We start from the raw sequence: 20,678 nt of genomic DNA, 5'->3' as shown, positions 1-20,678 counted from the left end.
GATGCTGCTGGCCACCTTGCGACTGTTGTTTTATTTGCAACGAGGATATCCGAAGCCTAGTCCAGGCCCACACATCTCGATACCCAAAGTGGGGTGCAGGGACGCAACGCCCCGCCCTACTTGCGGGCCCGCGGATGAGCGGCGTCGTAGATTCGCGCCAGATGCTGAAAATCGAGGTGGGTATACACCTGGGTGCTGCGGATGCTGCTGTGTCCGAGCAACTCCTGCACCGCGCGCAGGTCGCCGCTGGATTGCAGAAGATGGCTGGCAAAGCTGTGGCGCAACATGTGCGGATGGACGTGCACGCCGAGTCCCACCGCGCGCGCGCGCCGGGCGAGGCGGTCGCGGATCGCCGACGGGCTCATGCGGCGGCCGGAGCGGGTGACGAACAGCGCCGGCTCTGCCGCCGGGGCGATTGCGGCACGGACGGTGTCCCATGCCTTCAACGCCACCCAGGCGTGCGCGCCGACCGGCACGCTGCGCGTCTTTCCGCGCTTGCCGAGCACCGTGACCATGCCTTCGGCCGGGTCCAGCCCGCCTCCAACGTCGAGCCCCGCCAGTTCCGAGAGCCGCAGGCCGGAGGAATAGAAGAGTTCGAACATCGCGAGGTCGCGCACTTCCAGCGCGGCCTCCGCGGGCGGATCGAGCAGTGCCTGCGCCTGGTCCGGCGACAGCGCGCGCGGCAGCAGCCGCGGCGATTTCGGTGCCCGGATCCCGTCGACGGGATTCGCCGGGATCAGCCGCCGCCTCAGCAGCCAGCGGTAAAGGCCACGCCAGCACGACAACACGCGTGCGATCGAACGGCCCGACAGCCCCTCGCCGTGCAGGCGCGCGACGAAGCGGCGGATGTCGGCCGCGCCCAGCGTCATCAGTGCGCGGCCGTCACCCAGGCGTTCGAGGCGGTGCAGGTCACGCCGGTAGTTTTCGAGCGTCAGCGGCGCGGCGCGGCGCTGGTCGCCGAGATAGGCGAGATACGCCTCGCACTCGTCGGTAAGCGGCGCGAGGGGCGCCTCGCGGGGCACGCTCATTCCAGCCGCTGCCCTATGCCGGCCGCCGCGGCACGACCGCCCGCATCCGGCGGCACCGATGGGTGCGCACTGGCCACGCTCACGCTATTTCGCGCAGCAGCGCCGCCGCGCACAGTTCCGCGATACGGCCGAGGTAGAGCGTGCCCATCTCCGGATAGAAGCGTTCGCCCTCCTCGCTGCCCAGCGCCAGCACGCCGACCGTCTCGCCCTGACGACGCAGCGGCATCAGGGCCATCGAACGGATATGCGGCGCCGCCTCGCCGAACCAGCCGACGATCTCGATGCTGCCCGGCGCGCCGCAGGAAGGATGGCGCAGGTCGAGCGCGTGCAGCCGCGCGGCTTCGCTGACGGCATCGAAATCGGGCCCCGTACCCTCGCCGGCCACATCCCACAGCCGCAGCGCGACGTGCGGCACGGCGAAATCCTCCTGCAGGCAGTTGAACAGCGCCTGCCGCACCGCCGCGTAACCGCGTGCGCCAAGCAGGGCCACCGCCAGCCGGTGCACCTTTTCGCTGATGTCGTCGTTTTCCTCACCGAAACGGATCAGCTCGGCGAGCTTGGATTCGAGCTGGCGGATCTTGTCGCGCAGCGCGTACAGCTGGCGCTCCGCCAGCGAAATCGCCTGGCCGCCGTGCTGCGGGTGCGGAACCGTCAGTTCGGTGAACAGCTCACCGTGCTGGGCGAGGAAGTCAGGGTTGTCGCGCAGGTAGCGGGCGACGTCGTTAGGGTTCATGCGGTGCTCCATGCGGCTGCGCGCAGCCGCGAAGATGGGATCAGGGAAGCTCGAGTTCGCCTTCGAAAACCGTGACCGCCGGGCCGGTCATCACGACCGGCGTACCCGGCCCCGCCCACGCGATTTCGAGTTCGCCGCCGCGGGTTTCGACGCGGACCGGCGACACCAGCAGGCCGCGCCCGATGCCCGCCACCACCGCGGCGCACGCGCCGGTGCCGCAGGCCAGCGTTTCGCCCGCACCGCGTTCGAATACGCGCAGGCGGATGTGGCCGGCGTCGACCACCTGCATGAAGCCGGCGTTGACCCGGGCCGGAAAGCGCGGATGGCATTCGATTTCGGCGCCCTGGCAGGCCACCGGGGCGGTGTCGACGTCGGCGACCACCTGCACCGCGTGCGGGTTGCCCATCGACACCGCGGTGATCGCCACCGTGTCTTCCGCCAGTTGCAGCGGCTGCACCCAGGCGTCGGAATCGGACACGAAGGGAATGCGCGCCGGACTCAGCTCGGGCACGCCCATGTCCACCGACACCAGCCCGTCCGGGCGCAGCGCAGGAGCGATGACGCCGGCGCGGGTTTCCACGCGGATTTCGCGCTTGTCGGTCAGGCCCTTGTCATGCACGAAGCGGACGAAGCAGCGCGCGCCGTTGCCGCACTGCTCCACCTCGCCGCCGTCGGCGTTGAAGATGCGGTAGCGGAAATCCACTTCGTCGCTGCCCGGCGGCTCGACCACCAGCAACTGGTCGCAACCGACGCCGAAATGGCGGTCGGCGATCGCCTTGACCCGCGCGGGAGTGAGGTCGACCGGCGTACGGGTGGCGTCGATGACGACGAAGTCGTTACCGAGGCCGTGCATCTTGGTGAAGCGGATATGCATGCGGGAAACATCCGGTTGGAAGCTGAAAGGGGGCGGCGTCGGCCGGAACCACTGCGTCGCGGCCGCCCGCGTCGGGTGCGGGCCTACGCGCGCTTGCCGGCAGAATTCTCGCCCAGCGACTGCCCAGCGTCCACCGCGCCTGCTGTGCCAGAATCGCGCCCATGCAGATACGCGCCTCTTCCCCGCCCGCTGCCGCACGGCGCCGCATTCCTGTCGCGGCCTGGCTGCTCGGCGTGCCCGGTCTCGCGGCCCTGGGCGCCGGGCTCGCTTTGCTCCTCGGCGACTTCTCGGGCCTTCACCCCATCCTCGCCGAACCCGGCACCGCCCTCGCGCTGATCGTCTCGGCGCTGGCCCTGCTCGGCAGCGCTGCATTTCCGCTGGTGCTCGCGCACCTGGCGCGGCAGGACGGCCCCGCGCCCGGTCAGTAGAAGCGCGCCTCTCCCGGCGGACGGGTCTTGAAGCGGCGGTGCACCCAGTAGTACTGCTCCGGCATCGTCCGCACCTTGGCCTCGATCCACGCGTTCATGCGTGCGGTATCGGCCTCCACGTCGTCACTGGGAAAGTCCGGCCAGGGCTCGCCGATCTCCACCTTGTAGCCGCCGCCACCGGGCAGGATGTGGGTGACGCAGGGCAGCACGGCGGCGCCCGACAGCCGCGCCAAGCGCGGCAGCCCGGTGATGGTGGCGGCGGGCACGCCGAAGAAGGGCACGAAGATCGCGTCCTTGCGGCCGTAGTCCATGTCCGGCAGGTAGTAGAACGGCCGCCCTGCCTTCATCGCCTTCACGGTACTGCGCACGCCGTCCTGGCGCGACAGCAGCAGTTGGTCGCCGAAGCGGCTGCGGCCGTGGTAGAGCCAGCGGTCCAGCACCTTGTTCTTCTGCCGCGCGTAGATGCTGACGAAGTCGCCCAGCATCGACAGCCGCGTGCCGCCCATGTCCAGCCCGAGGAAGTGCGGCGTCAGCAGCAGCACCGGCCGGCCTTCGGCCTGCAGCGCGCGCAGCCGCTCCAGCCCTTCGACCGCCACCAGGCGCTCCAGGCGCGCCGGGCTGGCCCACCACAGCAGGCCGCGTTCGAGCAGGCTGCGGCCGATGATGCGGAAATGGGCGCGGGCAAGGCGCCGGCGTTCGCCGTCGGACAATTCCGGAAAACACAGCCTCAGGTTGGTGGCGACCACCCGCCGGCGCGGCACGGCGAACAGGTAGAGCAGCAGGCCGAACAGTTCGCCGATGCGCGCGAGCAGCGGCAGCGGCAGCCAGTGCAGCAGCCAGAACACGGCGACGCCGAGACGGGTCAACATGGCGTTCCCTGACGGAATTGGAGCGGGCTCATTGCGCCTCCTTGGCACGTGCGCCCTTGGGACGCTTGTAGCGGTGGTAGCCCCACAGGTACTGGGCGGGACATTGCAGGATCAGGCGCTCGATCTCGCGGTTGATGGTGGCGCAGCGCGCTTCAAGGTCGCCTTCCAGCGGCTCGGTGGGGCCGAACATGCGGAACACGTAGCCCTCGCCGCGCGGCAGGCGTTCGGCCCAGCAGTAGATGACGTGCACGCCCTTCACCTCGGCCAGCCGGGCGCCGAGCGTCATCGTCCATGCCGGTCGGCCGAAGAACGGCACCCACATGCCCTCGCCCGCGGCGGGCACCTGGTCGGGCAGCATCCCCACCGCCTCCTTGCTGCGCAGCGTCTTCACCAGCGCACGCACGCCCGAGATGTCCGCCGGCGCGATGCGCATGTTGCCGCGCGCGCGGCCCGCTTCCATCAGCGGCTGCAGCGCAGCCTTGCGCGGCGGGCGGTAGAGCACCGTGATCGGGGCGTGGGCGGCGTAGCAGGTAGCGGTGATCTCGAAGCAGCCCAGGTGCGGCGTGAAGAACAGGATGCCGGCGCCGGCCCTCTCGGCGGCCTCGACCAGCTCCCATCCTTCCACCCGCACCACCTTGGCGACGACCTGGTCGAGCGGCCGCAGCCACAGCCAGGGCAGCTCCAGCGCCTGCCGCCCCGCTTCCGCCACCGCGGCATGCAGCAGCGCGCGGTCCTCGCGCCCGGTGGCGAGTGCGAGGTTGCGCCGCAGGCGCCGGCGGTAGCCGGGGGCGCACCAATAGACGAGCCAGCCCATCCAGCCGCCCAGGCGGTGCAGCCACGACAGCGGCAAGCGGGAGGAGAGTCTAAAAAGAAGGGAAACGAGCACGTTTACGGGATTTTTCAATTTGCGTGGCGGGCGCGGCTTTGACGCCGCGGGTCGGCAGCCTATAATTATCGCTTAGCCGCCGAGTTAATTCGACAACTTGCAGGGCGGCCGCCATGTTCCCGGACTACTCCGTTGCGAACGGGCACCAGAAATACTGCTAAAGCGTCGGCTGCTCGCCGAAATCCCCGGAGCTGGCCACGACGCCACAGAACCGGGGATTTTTGTTTTTCAGGAGCAGAACGCATGGCAAACGAGTTTCTCTTCACCTCCGAATCGGTCTCCGAAGGCCACCCGGACAAGGTTGCCGACCAGATCTCCGATGGCGTGCTCGACGCCATCCTGGCCGAAGACCCCAAGGCGCGCGTCGCCTGCGAAACCCTGGTGTCCACCGGCCTGGTGGTGATCTCCGGCGAAATCACCACCTCCGCCCACCCCAACTACCGTGAGATCGCGCAGGATGTGGTGCGCCGCATCGGCTACGACAACTCCGACATCGGCTTCGACTACAAGTCGTGCGCCGTGCTGGCGGCGATCAATCGCCAGTCGTCCGACATCGCCCAGGGCGTGAATGAAGGCGAAGGGCTCGATCTCGACCAGGGTGCCGGCGACCAGGGCCTGATGTTCGGTTACGCCACCAACGAAACCCCCAGCCTGATGCCGCTGCCGATCTACTACGCGCACCGCATCATGCAGCGCCAGGCCGAAGTGCGTAAGGACGGCCGCCTGCCCTGGCTGCGCCCGGACGCCAAGAGCCAGCTCACGGTGAAGTATGTCGACGGCAAGCCAGTGGCGATCGACACCGTGGTCGTGTCGACGCAGCACAACCCGGAAGTGTCGCACGCGCAGATTTCCGAGGCGGTGATCGAGGAGATCATCAAGCCGGTGCTGCCCAAGGAGCTGATGCAGGGCGAGGTGCGCTACCTGATCAACCCCACCGGCCGCTTCGTCATCGGCGGCCCGCACGGCGACTGCGGCCTGACCGGGCGCAAGATCATCGTCGACACCTACGGCGGCGCGGCCCACCACGGCGGCGGTGCGTTCTCCGGCAAGGATCCGTCCAAGGTCGACCGCTCGGCCGCCTACGCCGGCCGCTACGTCGCCAAGAACGTGGTGGCCGCCGGCCTGGCCGACAAGTGCGAGGTGCAGGTCGCCTACGCGATCGGCGTCGCCAAGCCGGTGTCGCTGATGGTGAATACCTTCGGCACCGGCAAGGTCGCCGACGACAAGATCGTCGACCTGATCCGTGCCCACTTCGACCTCCGCCCCAAGGCCATCATCCAGACCCTGGACCTGCTGCGCCCGATCTATTCCCGCACCGCCGCCTACGGCCACTTCGGCCGTGACGAGCCGGAGTTCACGTGGGAGCAGACCGACAAGGCCGCCGCGCTGCGCGCCGCCGCCGGTCTCTAAGCACCGTACTGCCGCGGGCGTGCGCGCCCGCGGCACGGCTTACTGGAATGTGGACAGACGTTCGCCCGCGCCCTGCAGCGGGCCCAGCGGGTTGCGGCTGACGCCCACCTCGCGGATCGAGGGCTGGCCGGACCACTGCTTGAACACCACGTGGTTGTCGATCAGCACCACCAGCGCATTGAAGCGCCAGCCGGTTGTCAGCGTTTCGCGGTGGAAATTGAGGAAGTCGCCCCAGAAGCCGCCGACGCGGTTGCGCTTGATGCGGCTTTCCTCCAGTTGGTAACCCACGCAGCGCTCCTGCGCCAGCACGCATTTGCGGATCGCGGTGGGCACCTCGCCGTCCGGGATCAGGCGGTCGCCCGGCAGCACGACATGCGCGATCTGCGAGTAGTTGAGGATCTGCACGTTGGGCGTGGAGGACGGGTTGAAGCCGAGCTGGTGCACCGCCTCGCGGTCGGTCGCGCCGAGTTCGATCTTGTCGAACGCGGCTTTCGCTTCTTCAAAGGTGTTCCACGGCGACACCGTTTCCTGATGGCTCTTCGGCAACATCGCCGAACAGCCTCCGACCACCAGAACCAGGACGACCACGTCGAATCTCGTTTTCATCGTCATTCCCCCCTCGTTCTGCCGATGCGGACGGCATCGCGCGTTTTGCCGGTTTTGACCGGCCGGCCGATGTGCCGTTCTCGGCGGACACCATCGCTAACAAGACGCCACGCGAGGACGGCGGGTATATAATCGACGACCACCGAGGAGCGCTGCGAGACGTCCGTCCCAGGCTCGGTCCCTTCAGAACTGCGCTCACCTAATAACCCGTGCCGGGCACGGGGTGACGAGGTGAGATCACCGTTGCACCCCCTCCCGGCCACACGTTCAAGGATTACGACATGAACACTGTGGCTGACATCAAGGATTACGTGATTGCCGACCTGTCGCTCGCCGACTGGGGACGCAAGGAAATCCGCATCGCCGAAACCGAAATGCCGGGCCTGATGGCGATCCGCGAGGAATACGCCGCCCGCCAGCCCTTGAAGGGCGCGCGCATCACCGGCTCGCTGCACATGACCATCCAGACCGCGGTGCTGATCGAGACGCTGACCGCGCTCGGCGCCGAAGTGCGCTGGGCCTCGTGCAACATCTTCTCCACCCAGGACCACGCCGCCGCCGCCATCGCCGCTTCGGGCGTGCCGGTGTTCGCGGTCAAGGGTGAATCGCTGGAAGACTACTGGGACTACACCCACCGCATCTTCGAATGGAAGGACGGCGGCTACAGCAACATGATCCTCGACGACGGCGGCGATGCCACCCTGCTGCTGCACCTGGGCGCCCGCGCCGAGCAGGACATCGCGGTGCTGGACAAGCCGGACAGCGAGGAAGCGACCGTGCTGTTCGCCAGCATCAAGGCCAAGCTCAAGACCGACCCGACCTGGTACTCCACCCGCCTCGCGCAGATCAAGGGTGTCACCGAAGAGACCACCACCGGCGTCCACCGCCTGTACCAGATGCACGCCAAGGGCGAACTCAAGTTCCCGGCGATCAACGTCAACGATTCGGTCACCAAGTCCAAGTTCGACAACCTCTACGGCTGCCGTGAATCCCTGGTGGATGGCATCAAGCGCGCCACCGACGTGATGATCGCCGGCAAGATCGGCGTGGTGCTCGGCTACGGCGACGTGGGCAAGGGCTGCGCCCAGTCGCTGCGCGGCCTCGGCGCCACCGTGTGGGTTACCGAAATCGACCCGATCTGCGCGCTGCAGGCGGCGATGGAAGGCTTCCGCGTGGTCACCATGGAAGACGCCGCTGCGCTGGGCGACATCTTCGTCACCACCACCGGCAACGTCGGCGTGATCACCCACGAGCACATGAAGGCGATGAAGAACAACGCCATCGTCTGCAACATCGGCCACTTCGACTCCGAGATCGAAGTCGCCAGCCTGCGCCAGTACGAGTGGGAGAACATCAAGCCCCAGGTCGACCACATCATCTTCCCGGACGGCAAGCGCATCATCCTGCTGGCCGAGGGCCGCCTGGTGAACCTCGGCTGCGCCACCGGCCATCCGAGCTTCGTGATGAGCAACTCCTTCGCCAACCAGACCCTGGCGCAGATCGAGCTGTTCACCAAAACCGGCGACTACCCGGTCGGCGTGTACGTGCTGCCCAAGCAACTGGACGAGATGGTCGCCCGCCTGCACCTGAAGAAGATCGGGGCGAATCTCACCGTGCTGAGCCAGGCCCAGGCCGACTACATCGGCGTGCCGGTCGAAGGCCCGTACAAGCCCAACCACTACCGCTACTGATCGCGGCGGCGGGCGGCCTGCGGGCCGCCCGTCCTCTGCCGAAAGGGCACGCGCGATGAAATCCTTCCACCGCCGCAGCAGCCGTCCGGCCGCGGAGCGGCCGCTTGCGCCCGCCGCGGTCGCGCGCGGCCTGCCACGTGCCGACCAGTTGCTGGTGCAGCAGGGCTTGGCGCCTTCGCGCACCGCGGCGCGGGTGCTGATCGAGGCCGGGCGCGTCAGCGCCGACGGCGTGGCGGTGACCAAGCCGGCACAGGAGCTGCCGGAATCGGTGACGCTGACGGTGACGGCGGACGAAGCCGACCGTTTCGTGTCGCGCGGCGGACTCAAGCTCGCCGGCGCGCTCGCGGCGAGCGGGCTGGACCCGACGGGCCGCATCTGCCTGGATGTCGGCCAATCCACCGGCGGTTTCACCGATTGCCTGCTGCAGGCCGGCGCCGATACGGTGGTCGGGGTCGAGGTCGGCCACGGCCAGCTGCACCCGCGCCTGGCGGGTGAGCCGCGCTGCATCACGCTGGAAGGCGTCAATGCGCGTCACCTGACGGCGGCGAATCTGGCCGGGCACTGCCCGCCGGGCGGTTTCGGCCTGATCGTCTGCGACGCCAGCTTCATCTCGCTGACGCTGCTGCTGCCGCAGTGGCCGGCGCTGCTTGCAGCCGACGGCGACATCCTGGCGCTGGTCAAGCCGCAGTTCGAGGTCGGCCCGCAAGGGCTTTCCAAGGGCGGCATCGTGCGCGACGCCTCGCGCTACGCCGAGGTCGAGCGCAAGCTGCGCACGGCCGCCGCGGCTGCCGGGCTGGAGGTGCTCGGCTGGTACGACTCGCCCATCACCGGCACCGACGGCAACCGCGAATTCTTCATCTGGATGCAACATGCACAAGACTGAACTTTCCATCGAATTCTTCCCGCCGCAGACGGCCGAGGGCGCAGAGAAGCTGCGCGCGGTGCAGGCCCGGCTCGCCGAGCTGAAGCCCACCTTCTTCTCGGTGACCTATGGCGCCGGCGGCTCCACCCGCGAGCGCACCTTCGCCACGGTCAAGGAGATCGCCGCCAGCGGCAGCGAGGCCGCGCCCCACCTGTCGTGCATCGGCTCCACCCGCGACAGCATCCGCGCCATCCTTGCCGAATATGCCGACGCCGGCGTCAAGCGCATCGTCGCGCTGCGCGGCGACCTGCCCTCGGGCGTGGTCGATCCGGGCGAGTTCCGCTACGCCAACGAGCTGGTGGAATTCATCCGCGCCGAGACCGGCTCGCGCTTCCGCATCGAGGTTGCCGCCTATCCGGAATGGCATCCGCAGGCCAAGACCCCCGCCGACGACCTTGCCGCCTTCAAGCGCAAGATGGACGCCGGCGCGGATTCGGCGATCACGCAGTACTTCTACAACCTCGACGCCTACCTGCACTTCGTCGACGCGGTGCGCAAGCTCGGCATCGACAAGCCGGTGGTGCCGGGCATCATGCCGATCGGCAGCTTCTCCAAGCTGGCGCGCTTCTCGGATGCCTGCGGCGCCGAGATCCCGCGCTGGATGCGGCGCAAGTTCGAGTCCTACGGCGACGACGCCGACGCCATCCGCGCCTTCGGCCTGGATGTGGTCACCGAGCTGTGCGAGAAGCTGCTCGCCGCCGGCGTCCCCGGCCTGCACTTCTACAGCATGAACCAGTCCGCGCTCACCACCGAGATCTGCAAGCGCCTCGGGCTGGCCTGAGATAGAAGGCCCCCAAGCGGGGGCTCAGCCGAGGCCGGCGGAAGCCGGCGTCGGCGGGCGCATGCCGCCCAGCGCCGGCATGCAGGCGCGCATCATCGCGTTGAACACCCGCAGCTTGGCCGGATAGTGGCGCGCGTGCGGATAGACCAGATACACCGGCAACGGCGGTGCCTCCCATTCCGGCAGCAGGTGGCACAGCTTGCCCCCCGCGACATCGTCGGCGACGACCCACGCTGACGTCACGCAGGCGCCCAGTCCGGTCAGCGCCGCGGTACGCAGCGCGTACAGGCTGTCGGTGCTCAGCCGCGGCCGGATCGGGAAGCGGCTGCGCTCACCGTCGCCGCTACGCACCAGCAGCACCTCATCGCGGTAGTAGGTGCGCAGCGCCAGCCACGGCATCGCCGCCAGCGCTTCGGGGGCCGCGGGCGGCGCGCCCTCGCCCCACGCGCCCGGCGCCGCCACCACGATGCGCGGCACCTCCGCCAGCCGCACCGCCACTACCCCCGGATCCGCAACCTCGCCGACCTGGATCGCGCAGTCGATGCCCTCGGCGAGAAAGTCCGGGCGACGGTCGTGCAGCAACCACTCCACCGCCACCTCCGGATAGCGCCGCAGGTAATCGACCAGCGGCGCGATCAGCTGGCCCTGGCCGAAGGCGTGCGGCACCAGTACCCGCAGGTTGCCGCGCGGTTCGTCGCGGGCACCATGCAGGTCGGTTTCCATCGCCTGCCAGCGCTCGATCAGGTCGCGCGCATGGGCGTAGCAGCGCTCGCCCTCGCCCGTGAGTTTCATGCCGTGGGTGGAGCGCTGCAGCAGCTTGAGGCCGAGCGCGCGCTCCAGCGCCTGCAGCCGCCGGCTCACCGTCGGCTGGGTGATGCCGAGCTGCTGCGCCGCCGCCGACAGGCTGCCGGCTTCGACGATGCGCACGAGGGTACGCAGCAGTTCGACGCGATCGGCGCCGGCGAGGGGTTCAAGGCTGAGTTCGCTCATGCGTCAAACGTATAACAGTCCTGCATCCCCCGCCACTACAAACCCGCATCGTCAAAAGGAAGAATTCATCCGTCGCCCCACACCCCGGAGCTTTCCATCATGGCCAACATTCAGGCTGCGTATGCAGCCTTCGTTCCCGCCGAGGCGGGGCCACGTCCGACGCTCGTACTGCTGCTCGCGGCCGGCGCCGGACTCAGTGTCGCCTCGATCTACTACAGCCAGCCGATGCTCGGCGTGCTCGCCGGCGACCTCGGCGCCGACGCCGCGCGCGTCGGCCTGATTCCCACGCTGACCCAGCTCGGCTACGCCTGCGGCATCCTGCTGCTGGCGCCGCTCGGCGACCGCCACGACCGCCGCGGCATCATCGCCCTCAAGGCCGCGCTGCTCGCCCTCGCACTGCTGGCCAGCGGCCTCGCCCCCGGCGTCGGCCTGCTGCTCGCCGCCAGCCTCGGCGTCGGTCTCGCCGCCACGCTGGCGCAGGACATCGTGCCGGCCGCTGCGGCGCTGGCGCCGGAGCGGCAGCGCGGCCGCATCGTCGGTACGGTGATGACCGGACTGCTGCTCGGCATCCTGCTGTCGCGGGTGGTCAGCGGCTTCGTCGCCGAGCAGTTCGGCTGGCGCACGATGTACTTCATCGCCGCCTTCGCGGTCGCCGCGATCGGCGTGGTGGCCTGGCGCGGCATCCCGCACATCCCACCCACCACGCGGGCGAGCTACCTTGCGCTGCTCGGCTCGCTGCGCGGGTTGTGGATGGCGCATCCGGCGCTGCGCCGCGCGGCCCTCGCGCAGGGACTGCTGTCGGTAGGCTTCAGCGCCTTCTGGTCCACCCTGGCGGTGATGCTGCACGACAGCTTCCAGCTCGGCAGCGCCGCGGCGGGCGCCTTCGGCCTGGCCGGCGCGGCGGGTGCGCTGGCGGCGCCGCTCGCCGGCCGCCTTGCCGACCGTCGCGGCCCCCAGCCGGTGACCGTGCTCGGCGCGGCCCTGGCACTGCTGGCGTTCGCAGCGATGTGGCTGGCCCCGCTGCTGCCGCCTTCGGCCCGGCTCGGTCTGATCGTGGCGAGCGCAATCGGCTTCGACTTCGGCATCCAGGCCGCGCTGGTCGCCCACCAGAGCATCGTCTACAGCCTGGACGCCGGCGCGCGCAGCCGCATCAATGCGCTGCTGATCACAACCATGTTCGTCGGCATGGCGGCGGGCTCGTCGCTCGGCAGCCTGGCGCTGGCCCACGCGGGCTGGAACGGCGTAATCGGCGTGGCGGTCGCCGCCAGTGCGGTTGCGCTTGCACTTCGCCTCGGTGCGCGGCGCTGACCCGGCCTCAGCGCGGCATCAGCATATTGAAACCCGCCCCGGCGCCCGCCGCCGCCGGGGCGTAAGATGCTGCAACGCACCATCCGAGCACCGCAAACCCTTCTGCCCCATGCCGCTTCCGCTCCTCGCCCTCGCCATCGCCTCCTTCGGCATCGGCACCACCGAATTCGTCATCATGGGTCTGCTGCCCGAGGTCGCCCGCGACCTCGGCGTCGACATCCCGCGCGCCGGCATGCTGGTGTCCGGCTACGCGATGGGGGTGGTGATCGGCGCGCCCATCCTCGCCGTGGTGATCTCGCGCATGCAACGCCGGCGCGCGCTGCTCGGCCTGATCGGCATGTTCATCGCCGGCAACCTGCTGTGCGCCTTGGCGCCGGACTACGCCGCGCTGATGGCGGCGCGCATCGCCACCGCGTTCTGCCACGGTGCCTTCTTCGGCCTCGGCGCGGTAGTCGCCGCCGGGCTGGTCGCGCCCGAACGTCGCGCCCAGGCGATCGCGCTGATGTTCACCGGGCTGACGCTTGCGAACGTGCTCGGCGTGCCGCTCGGCACCTTGCTCGGCCAGCACGCGGGCTGGCGCGCCACCTTCTGGGCGGTGGTGGCGATCGGCGTTGCCGCGGCGCTGACGCTGCACCGCTGGCCGCCGCACGACCTCGGCGCGGGCAGCAGCCGCGGCCTGCTCAACGAGGTGCGCGCACTGCGCCGCACGCAGGTGCTGCTGGCGATGCTGATCAGCGTGCTGTCATCGGCCAGCCTGTTCAGCGTGTTTACCTATATCGCGCCGATGCTGCTGGAAGTGACCGGCATCTCGCCGCGCGGGGTGACGCTGGTGCTGCTGCTGTTCGGCGCCGGCCTCACGCTCGGCAACCTGCTCGGCGGGCGGCTGGCGGACTGGCGGCTGATGCCGGCGGTGATCGGCATCTTCGTCGCGGTGATCGCGGTGCTGGCGCTACTGCCCACGGCGCTGCCGGTGCCGCTCGGCGCGGTGACGGTGGTGTTCCTGTGGGGCGTCGCCGCCTTCGCGCTGATCTCGCCGCTGCAGATGCGGGTGGTGAACGAGGCTGCCGGCGCGCCCAATCTGGCCTCCACGGTCAACCAGGGCGCGTTCAACCTCGGCAACGCCATCGGCGCATGGGTGGGCGGCGTGGCCATACGGCAGGGGGTCGGCTACGACGGCATCCCCTGGGTGGGGGTGGCGCTGGCCATCCTGGCGCTGGCGTTCAGCGTCGGGTCCCACCGCCTGGAGGCGCGCTCCCTCGCCGCCGCTCGGCCGGCAACCGAGGGCGGCCGCTGACCGCTGCTCAGGTGCGGAAGCGGCCGACGGTGGCACCGACCGTCGCCGCCAGTTCGTCGAGCCGACGCGCGGCGTCGGCCGCCTCGGCAGACGCGAGGCGGCTTTCCTCGCTCATGCGCGCGATCTCGTCCACGTGACGCACAATGTCCTGCCCGGCGCTGCTTTGCGCCTGCAACGCCTGGCTGATGTCGGTCACCGCGGCCGCCGCGCGCCCGGCCCCCTCCTGGATCGCCTGCACATGGCCGCCGGCCTCGCCGGCAAGCGCCTCGCCCTGGCGTGCCTCCTCCACTGCCGCTGCCATGCCCTGCGTGGACATCGCGGCCGCCTGCTCGATGCGGGCCATGATCGCGGCGATGTTGCCGGTGGCGTCCCCGGTGCGCTCGGCCAGCCGCCGCACCTCGTCGGCGACGACCGCGAAGCCGCGCCCCTGCTCCCCGGCACGCGCCGCCTCGATCGCGGCATTGAGCGCGAGCAGGTTGGTCTGCTCGGCCACCTCGCGGATCACCGCCACCACCTGCGTCACCTCGCGCAGCCCGCCGACCAGGCGGTCGATCAGCTGGCCGGCATCGCCAACACGGCCGGCAATGCATTCCATCGCGCCGAGCGTGTCGCCCAGCACCCGGCCGCCCGCCCCCGCACGTTCCCCCGCGGCCACCGACAGCTCGCGCGCTGCGGCGGCGTGGCCCGACACCTGGCTGATGCTCGCGGTCAGCCCTTCCAGCGACGCCGCCATCGCGCCAGTCGATACGTTCTGGCGCTCGGCGCGGGCGGCCACTCCCAGCGCTGCGCGCGACACCTCCGCCACCGCTTCGTGCATCTGCGCCGCCCGCTCGCGCACGTCCACCAGCGCGGCGCGGGTGCGTTCGACCAGGCCGTTGAAAGCCGCCACGGTCTCGCCCACTTCGTCCTTGCCCTCCCCCGGCGCGCGCAGCGTGAAGTCGCTCCGGGTGGCGATCTCGCGCACCGTGGTGCGCAGCGCCTCGATCGGCCGCAACACCGAGCGCAGCACCGAAAAGGCCATCCAGCACAGCGCCAGGATCGCCGCGACGCTGACCGCGGTCTGCAGCGACAGCGAACGCTCCGAACGTGCCACGGCGAGCGCGGCGTCCTCGCGCACCTGCGCCGCCGTCGCGTCCACCAGGGCCTGCAGGCTGGCCTGGGTCGCCTCCAGCGCGCGGTACTGGTCGTAGTGATATTCGTAGTAGCTGGCGAAGGCCTCGCGCTGCGCCTCGGGCGTCATGCCGCGCACCATCGCTTCGAGCAGTTCGGTCATCGGCGCATCGAGCCGGCGCCAGAGCGTGAAACTGTCGTCGAAAGCCTTCCACAACGGCTCCACCGCGGCGTCGCGCGGCAGCGCGCCATAGGCCGCAAAGGCGGCATCCAGCCGCGCCCACGCCGCCTGCTTGAGCGCAAGGACCTCGCCCAGCTCCTGCTGGCCGTAGGCCCCGGATTCATCACGCCAGATCGCCGCCTGCAGCGTGCGGCGCGCAATCGACGCCAGCGCCTCGTTGATGGTTTCCAGCTGCAGGATGGCAGGCAGGCTGTTACGGTCGATGTGCTGCAGGCCGCTGCCCACGGTGCGCATGCCCACCACGCTCACCGCGCCCGACACCACCAGCCCGATGACGCCGCAGGCGACCAGCGCCAGCAGCTTGCTTCGTATCCGCATGCCCGCTCCCATCAGAAAGGGCGCGAAGCATTGCAGCGGCAGGTGACAGCTTCGTGACGTGTAACAATCGCGCCGACGAGCGGCGCGGGGATCAGCGCCGTGGCCGCGCCACCACCATCACCCCGGCCACCACCATCGTCATGCCGAGCAACTGGAACAGGCCGATCTGCTCGCCCAGGATGATCCAGCCCAACAGCATCGTGATCGCCGGCGCGAGCGTGCCGGTGAGCGACACCGGGCCGGCACCGAGGCGGCGGATCGCCTCGGACACCATCCACACCGGCGCGACGGTGCTGAACACGGTCATCAGCCCGGCGTAGGCATACACCTGCCAGGCCTGCGCAAGCAGCACCTCCAGCGGACGCATCAGCACGAACTGGCCGAGGCTGAAGAAGCACGCGAAGCTGCTCGCGTACGCGGTGACGCGCGACGAGCCGAGCCTGCCCACCACCTGGCCATTGCCCATCAGGTACAGCGCGTAGCTCACTGCGCTGGCGAACACCAGCGCGCAACCGAGCGCCACTTCCTGCACCGTGCCCGAAACATCCAGGTCGTGCCCCACCGCGAGCGCGATGCCGAGGTAGCACAGCGCCAGCGCCGCCAGCATCCGGCGCGTGATCGGCTTGCCGAGGAACAGCGCCGACAGCACGATCACGATGGTGGGATACAGGAACAGGATCAGCCGCTCGAGCGCGGCGGAGATGTAATCCAGCCCGAGAAAATCGAGGTAGCTGGCGAGGTAGTAGCCGAACAGCCCCAGCCCCGCCATCCAGACCCAGTCGCGCGCCGACAGACGGTCGGCGGCGCGGCGGCTGGCGGCCCAGCCCATCACCAGGAAGAAAGGCAGCGAAAACGCCATCCGCAGCGCCAGCAGGGTTTCCGCATCCACCTGATGCCGGTAGGCGAGCTTGACCAGGATGGCCTTGAACGAGAAGCCGACCGCGCCGGCGATGGCGAACGCGAACCCGAGCGCACGCCCGCTCACCGCCTGGGACGCGACCGGCGGCGCACCACCGCCCTCTGCCGCCTTGCTACTTGCCGCCGTCATTACCGCCCCGCCATTCCGATCGAATCCGCGATTAGGCCATCGCCGCCGCGCGCAGACAACCGCGCGCGCGAGATGCGCTCAGCGCAGCGCGCGCTGCCACACCGCAACCGCCGCCACCAGCAGGCAGGCCAGCGCCAGGCCGGACAGCATCTGGCCGGCGGCGGTGCCCACCGCCGCCCGATGCACCACCTCGGCCAGGTGGGGCTGCAGCGGGCCGGGGGTGGCGGCCTGCATCGCCGCCTGCGCCGCCGCGGTGCCGTGGTGCAGCTGCAGCACCGCGAGCCCGGTGCCGAGCGCGTTGAGGATCTCGCGGACGATGTTCTTGAACGCGTAGGCGTGGGCAAAGTCCTCGGTCGGCATGTCGACGAAGGTCATCATCGCCACCTGCAGCAGCGCCAGCACCGGCATCGCCCCCTGCAGCACGATGGGCGGCAGCACGTCCAGCACCCCGGCACCGGGCCGCGCGCTGACGGCCATCAGCGTGAAGGCGGCCGCGAGGCCGACATAGCCGAGCGCGATATAGCGGCGCTTGCGCATGATGTAGGGCAGGCAGAGATGGAAGACGACCACCGCGCCCAGCGTGGTGAGCCCGCCGAGCGCGAGCAGCCCGCCCACCGTGTCGAGGCCGAAGCCCAGGCCGTCGACCAGCACCGCCGGGACCAGGAAGTTCCAGTAGCCGCAGATCAGGTAGAACACGCCGTAGAAGGCGAGCCCGGCCAGGTAGCGGCGGCTGGCCAGCCGGCGCGGATCGAGCCAGGGGTCGGGATGGCGCGCGAAGCGCCGCATCACCACCCCCAGCAGCACCAGCCCGAGCAGCGCGTAGGCGGCCAGCTGCGGCAGTTCCGCACGGCTGAGATAGCGCAGGTGCTCCAGCGCATGGACCAGCAGCAGCGCCCCGCCGGCAAAGGCCAGCACGCCGGGCCAGTCCAGCCGGCCGAGGGCGCGCGACGGGGTGCGCTCGACGCGCGGATACAGCCACGCCACCAGCGGCAGCAAGGGCAGCGCCAGCCCCGCCTGCAGCAGGAACAGGGTGTGCCAGCCGTGATGGGCCACCAGCCAGCCCGCCAGCCAGGGGGCGAGCGCGACGAGCGCGAAGTTGGCCACGCCGAAGCCCCAGAACAGCGACAGCCGCTCCTGCGGCTGCGAGCTGTACTGGGCCAGGATGCGTGCCGCCGCGAACAGCCCGCCGCCACCCAGGCCCTGCACCAGGCGGGCCGCGGTGAAGGCCGGCAGCGAGCTGGCCGCCGCGCAGCCGAGCGCGCCGGCGATGAAGACCGTCAGGCTGGCGAGCGTGAAGCGGCGGTAGTTCACCCGCCCCGCCAGCTGCACCAGCATCAGGTTGGCCATCACCGCCGCCACCGCGTAGCTGGTCAGCGCCCACAGGAAGTCGCGCGGTGCCACCCCCAGGCCATGCTGGACCTGGGTGCCCGCCATCGCGATCAGGATCGCGGCAACGAAATCCACCCCGGCCACCAGTCCCAGCGTGGCCCCGAAGGCATGGACGCGCAGCGGCCGCAGTTCGGGGTGGGCGCTGAGCAGCACCGCACGGGCGGGAGCGGCCGTGCACGGGACCGCGGGGGGCGGAAAGGACGGGGGCGGAGGCGACATGCACGCAACTTACATTGTGCGTAACATTGAATAAACATCTCGATATGTACGCTCTGTGCAACCATGCGAACAATCAACTGGAACGACTGGTACGCCTTCGCCACCGTCGCGCAAAGCGGCAGCTTCACCCGCGCGGCCGAGCAGCTCGACCTGCCGAAATCCTCGGTCAGCCACGCGGTGGCACGACTGGAACGCCAGCTCGGCCAGCGCCTGATCGAACGCAGCACGCGCCGGCTGGCGCTGACCGAGCAGGGCGAGCGCATGCTGGCCCAGGTGCTGCCGCTGTTCGAACGGCTGGATGCGGTGGCGGCCGAGGCCGGCGACGCGCGCGACGAACCGCAGGGCGTGCTGCGGATTGCCACGCCCTACGAGTTCGGCGCGATCCAGCTCGGCGAAGTGGTCAACGACGTGCTCAACCGCCATCCGCGGCTGCAGATCGAGATCGACGTCCGCATCCTCGGCGCCGAGCCCGCCAGCGGCGGCTATGACGTGGTGTTCTTTGCCACCGGCGAGGCGCTGCCGGATTCCGAACGGATAGTGCGCCGGGTCTATAGCGTGGCCCGGGGGCTGTACGCAGCCCCCGCGCTGGTGCGCCGGCTGGGGTTGCCGCGCAGCGTGGCGGAGCTGGAGGATTGGCCCTGCCTGTCGATGCCCGGTGAGGCGCGCTGGCACTTCGAAGCCGCCGACGGCCGCACCCACAGCGTGCAGCCGCGCGGCCCGCTACGCACCACCAACGCGGCGTTGCGCCTGCAGGCGGCGATCGCCGGCCACGGCGCAACCATGCTGGCCGCCTCGTACTGCCGGCGCGAACTCGAAGCGGGCACGCTGGTGCCGCTGCTGGCGGACCATGTGCCGCATCCGTTGAAGATCTATGCCCATCTGCCCGGCCGCGGGCTGGTGCCCGCGCGGGCGCGCGTGTTCATGGACGCGATCGAGCGCTTCCTGCGCGACTGAGCCGCACGCCCCGGGGCCGCGAGGCGACGCCTACCCTCAGCGCTTGCTGCCCAGCAGCGAGCCGAGCACGCCACGCACGATCTGGCGGCCGAGCGAGCTGCCGATGGTGCGGGTGATGGTCTTGGCGGCGATCTGCACCAGCCCGTCGCGCTTGCCGCCGCGCGGGCCGGTGGAGCCGAACAGGATGTCGTTCATGTCGATTCCGCCCGCCGCGCCGCCCACAGCACCGCCGCCGTTTCCGGCGGGTGCGCCTTCCGGCTGCGCGGCGGCGGCAGCCTTGCCCCGCAGGATCTCGTAGGCGGATTCGCGATCCACCGCCTTCTCGTAATGGCCGTAGAGCACCGAGGCGCGGATCGCCGCGTCGCGCTCCGCCGGCGCCAGCGGACCCAGCCGCGAGGCGGGCGCCACGACGAAGCCGCGTTCCACGACTTCCGGACGGCCCTTGTCATCGAGGAAGGACACCAGCGCCTCGCCGACGCCCAGTTCGGTGATCGCGGTGGCGGCGTCGAAAGCGGGGTTGGCGCGCATGGTTTCGGCGGCGGTCTTCACCGCCTTCTGGTCGCGCGGAGTGAAGGCGCGCAGCGCGTGCTGGACGCGGTTGCCGAGCTGGCCGAGCACGGTTTCCGGCACGTCGAGCGGGTTCTGGGTGACGAAATAGACGCCGACGCCCTTGGAGCGGATCAGCCGTACCACCTGCTCCACCTTTTCCACCAGCGCCTTGGGCGCGTCGGCGAACAGCAAGTGGGCCTCGTCGAAGAAGAACACCAGCTTGGGCTTGTCGAGGTCGCCCACTTCCGGCAGCTGCTCGAAGAGTTCGGACAGCATCCACAGCAGGAAGGTGGAGTAGAGCTTGGGCGAGTGGTAGAGCTTGTCGGCGGCGAGCACATTGATGACGCCGCGGCCGTCGGCATCGGTCTGCATCAGGTCGGCGATGTCGAGCATCGGCTCGCCGAAGAACACGTCGCCGCCCTGCTCCTCGAGCGCCAGCAGGTTGCGCTGGATGGCGCCGATCGAAGCCGCGGAGACGTTGCCGTACTCGGTGGTGAAACTCTTCGCGTTCTCGCCCACGTGCTGGATCATCGCCCGCAGGTCTTTGAGGTCGAGCAGCAGCAGGCCGTTGTCGTCGGCGATCTTGAACACCAGTTGCAGCACGCCGGCCTGGGTGTCGTTGAGGTTGAGCAGGCGCGCCAGCAACAGCGGCCCCATGTCGGAGATCGTCGCCCGCACCGGATGGCCGGCGGCGCCGTACACATCCCAGAACACCGTGGTGTTGGCGCGCGGGGTGAATTCGGTGATGCCGATCGCGGCCAGCCGCTGCATCAGCTTGTCGGAGGCGACGCCGGCGGCGCCGATGCCGGAGAGGTCGCCCTTCACGTCGGCCATGAACACCGGCACGCCGATGCTGGCGAAGGATTCCGCCATGCGCTGCAGGGTCACGGTCTTGCCGGTGCCGGTGGCGCCGGTGATGAGGCCGTGGCGGTTGGCCAGCCGCGGCAGCAGGCAGAGGTCCTTGTCGTGGGTCTTGGCGATCAGCAGCGGTTCGGTCATGGCATCACCCCGGTGTTGTCGGTGTATCGGG

Annotated in this window: 19 protein-coding genes and 1 riboswitch; of the genes, 8 read left to right on the top strand and 11 right to left on the bottom strand. The window is 69.9% G+C overall.

The window, feature by feature from the left end; genetic code table 11:
- Positions 1-116 precede the first annotated feature (116 nt).
- The 3 genes from dqs_RS03275 to dapF all read right to left on the bottom strand — a co-directional run bounded on the left by dqs_RS03275 (position 117) and on the right by dapF (position 2,635).
- Complete coding sequence (locus dqs_RS03275; RefSeq protein ID WP_065339661.1) at positions 117-1,028, bottom strand: tyrosine-type recombinase/integrase; 912 nt, start codon at positions 1,026-1,028, stop codon at positions 117-119.
- A 79-nt stretch (positions 1,029-1,107) separates the two neighbouring features.
- Positions 1,108-1,761 carry a DUF484 family protein gene (locus tag dqs_RS03270; protein WP_065339660.1) on the bottom strand — a complete coding sequence of 218 codons (654 nt, stop codon included), beginning with the start codon at positions 1,759-1,761 and terminating at the stop codon, positions 1,108-1,110.
- Positions 1,762-1,801: 40 nt separating this feature from the next.
- Entirely contained in the window at positions 1,802-2,635 is an 834-nt protein-coding gene (gene dapF / locus dqs_RS03265) for a diaminopimelate epimerase (protein ID WP_065339659.1), read from the bottom strand.
- A 161-nt stretch (positions 2,636-2,796) separates the two neighbouring features.
- Here dapF and dqs_RS03260 point away from each other — a divergent pair, with 161 nt between their 5' ends.
- The gene (locus tag dqs_RS03260) at positions 2,797-3,063 is read left to right on the top strand and encodes a hypothetical protein (protein WP_011764328.1); all 267 of its coding nucleotides are present in this window, start codon (positions 2,797-2,799) and stop codon (positions 3,061-3,063) included.
- On the opposite strand, the gene dqs_RS03255 is transcribed toward dqs_RS03260, so the two are convergent.
- Both dqs_RS03255 and dqs_RS03250 read right to left on the bottom strand, forming a co-directional pair.
- Entirely contained in the window at positions 3,057-3,929 is an 873-nt protein-coding gene (locus dqs_RS03255; RefSeq protein ID WP_065341623.1) for a lysophospholipid acyltransferase family protein, read from the bottom strand. The genes dqs_RS03260 and dqs_RS03255 overlap by 7 nt on opposite strands.
- Before the next feature lie 31 nt (positions 3,930-3,960).
- The gene (locus dqs_RS03250; protein WP_065339658.1) at positions 3,961-4,818 is read right to left on the bottom strand and encodes a lysophospholipid acyltransferase family protein; all 858 of its coding nucleotides are present in this window, start codon (positions 4,816-4,818) and stop codon (positions 3,961-3,963) included.
- A gap of 243 nt (positions 4,819-5,061) precedes the next feature.
- Between dqs_RS03250 and metK the strand changes: the two genes are divergently transcribed.
- Positions 5,062-6,228 carry a methionine adenosyltransferase gene (gene metK, locus dqs_RS03245; RefSeq protein ID WP_065339657.1) on the top strand — a complete coding sequence of 389 codons (1,167 nt, stop codon included), beginning with the start codon at positions 5,062-5,064 and terminating at the stop codon, positions 6,226-6,228.
- Positions 6,229-6,267: 39 nt separating this feature from the next.
- Here the strand turns inward: metK and dqs_RS03240 are convergent, their stop codons facing one another.
- Positions 6,268-6,834 (bottom strand): hypothetical protein, encoded by a 567-nt coding sequence (locus dqs_RS03240; protein ID WP_148268710.1) that lies wholly within the window; start codon positions 6,832-6,834, stop codon positions 6,268-6,270.
- A 140-nt stretch (positions 6,835-6,974) separates the two neighbouring features.
- Positions 6,975-7,038: riboswitch (S-adenosyl-L-homocysteine riboswitch) on the top strand.
- Between the two features lie 77 nt (positions 7,039-7,115).
- Here dqs_RS03240 and ahcY point away from each other — a divergent pair.
- The 3 genes from ahcY to metF are packed head-to-tail and all read left to right on the top strand — an operon-like array spanning position 7,116 to position 10,228.
- Entirely contained in the window at positions 7,116-8,525 is a 1,410-nt protein-coding gene (gene ahcY, locus dqs_RS03235; RefSeq protein ID WP_011764322.1) for an adenosylhomocysteinase, read from the top strand.
- A 55-nt stretch (positions 8,526-8,580) separates the two neighbouring features.
- Positions 8,581-9,408 carry a TlyA family RNA methyltransferase gene (locus dqs_RS03230; protein WP_084018195.1) on the top strand — a complete coding sequence of 276 codons (828 nt, stop codon included), beginning with the start codon at positions 8,581-8,583 and terminating at the stop codon, positions 9,406-9,408.
- Entirely contained in the window at positions 9,395-10,228 is an 834-nt protein-coding gene (gene metF, locus dqs_RS03225) for a methylenetetrahydrofolate reductase [NAD(P)H] (RefSeq protein WP_011764319.1), read from the top strand. Before dqs_RS03230 ends, metF begins: the two co-directional genes overlap by 14 nt.
- 24 nt (positions 10,229-10,252) lie before the next feature.
- On the opposite strand, the gene dqs_RS03220 is transcribed toward metF, so the two are convergent.
- Positions 10,253-11,218 (bottom strand): LysR family transcriptional regulator, encoded by a 966-nt coding sequence (locus dqs_RS03220; protein ID WP_065339656.1) that lies wholly within the window; start codon positions 11,216-11,218, stop codon positions 10,253-10,255.
- A gap of 99 nt (positions 11,219-11,317) precedes the next feature.
- On the opposite strand from dqs_RS03220, the gene dqs_RS03215 reads away from it, so the two are divergent.
- Together dqs_RS03215 and dqs_RS03210 are read left to right on the top strand one after the other, a co-directional pair.
- On the top strand, positions 11,318-12,526 hold the full coding sequence (locus dqs_RS03215) for an MFS transporter (protein ID WP_065339655.1): 1,209 nt from the start codon (positions 11,318-11,320) through the stop codon (positions 12,524-12,526).
- Positions 12,527-12,635: 109 nt separating this feature from the next.
- Positions 12,636-13,820, top strand: coding sequence for an MFS transporter (locus dqs_RS03210; RefSeq protein WP_065339654.1), 1,185 nt, complete (start codon positions 12,636-12,638; stop codon positions 13,818-13,820).
- A gap of 7 nt (positions 13,821-13,827) precedes the next feature.
- Here the strand turns inward: dqs_RS03210 and dqs_RS03205 are convergent, their stop codons facing one another.
- The 3 genes from dqs_RS03205 to dqs_RS03195 all read right to left on the bottom strand — a co-directional run bounded on the left by dqs_RS03205 (position 13,828) and on the right by dqs_RS03195 (position 18,079).
- Positions 13,828-15,489, bottom strand: a complete 1,662-nt coding sequence (locus dqs_RS03205) for a methyl-accepting chemotaxis protein (protein WP_065339653.1) — start codon at positions 15,487-15,489, stop codon at positions 13,828-13,830.
- 91 nt (positions 15,490-15,580) lie between these two features.
- Entirely contained in the window at positions 15,581-16,537 is a 957-nt protein-coding gene (locus dqs_RS03200) for a DMT family transporter (RefSeq protein ID WP_065339652.1), read from the bottom strand.
- A 78-nt stretch (positions 16,538-16,615) separates the two neighbouring features.
- Positions 16,616-18,079, bottom strand: a complete 1,464-nt coding sequence (locus tag dqs_RS03195; protein ID WP_169823502.1) for an MFS transporter — start codon at positions 18,077-18,079, stop codon at positions 16,616-16,618.
- A gap of 129 nt (positions 18,080-18,208) precedes the next feature.
- Here dqs_RS03195 and dqs_RS03190 point away from each other — a divergent pair, with 129 nt between their 5' ends.
- Positions 18,209-19,099, top strand: a complete 891-nt coding sequence (locus dqs_RS03190; protein ID WP_065339650.1) for a LysR family transcriptional regulator — start codon at positions 18,209-18,211, stop codon at positions 19,097-19,099.
- Between the two features lie 36 nt (positions 19,100-19,135).
- Here the strand turns inward: dqs_RS03190 and dqs_RS03185 are convergent, their stop codons facing one another.
- Entirely contained in the window at positions 19,136-20,647 is a 1,512-nt protein-coding gene (locus tag dqs_RS03185; RefSeq protein ID WP_065339649.1) for a helicase HerA-like domain-containing protein, read from the bottom strand.
- Positions 20,648-20,678: the final 31 nt, after the last annotated feature.

Origin of the sequence: Azoarcus olearius, assembly GCF_001682385.1 — a bacterium.
Lineage (GTDB): Bacteria > Pseudomonadota > Gammaproteobacteria > Burkholderiales > Rhodocyclaceae > Azoarcus > Azoarcus olearius.
The sequence above is the reverse complement of the archived record's forward strand: the minus strand, read 5'-3'. Positions and strand labels throughout refer to the sequence as shown.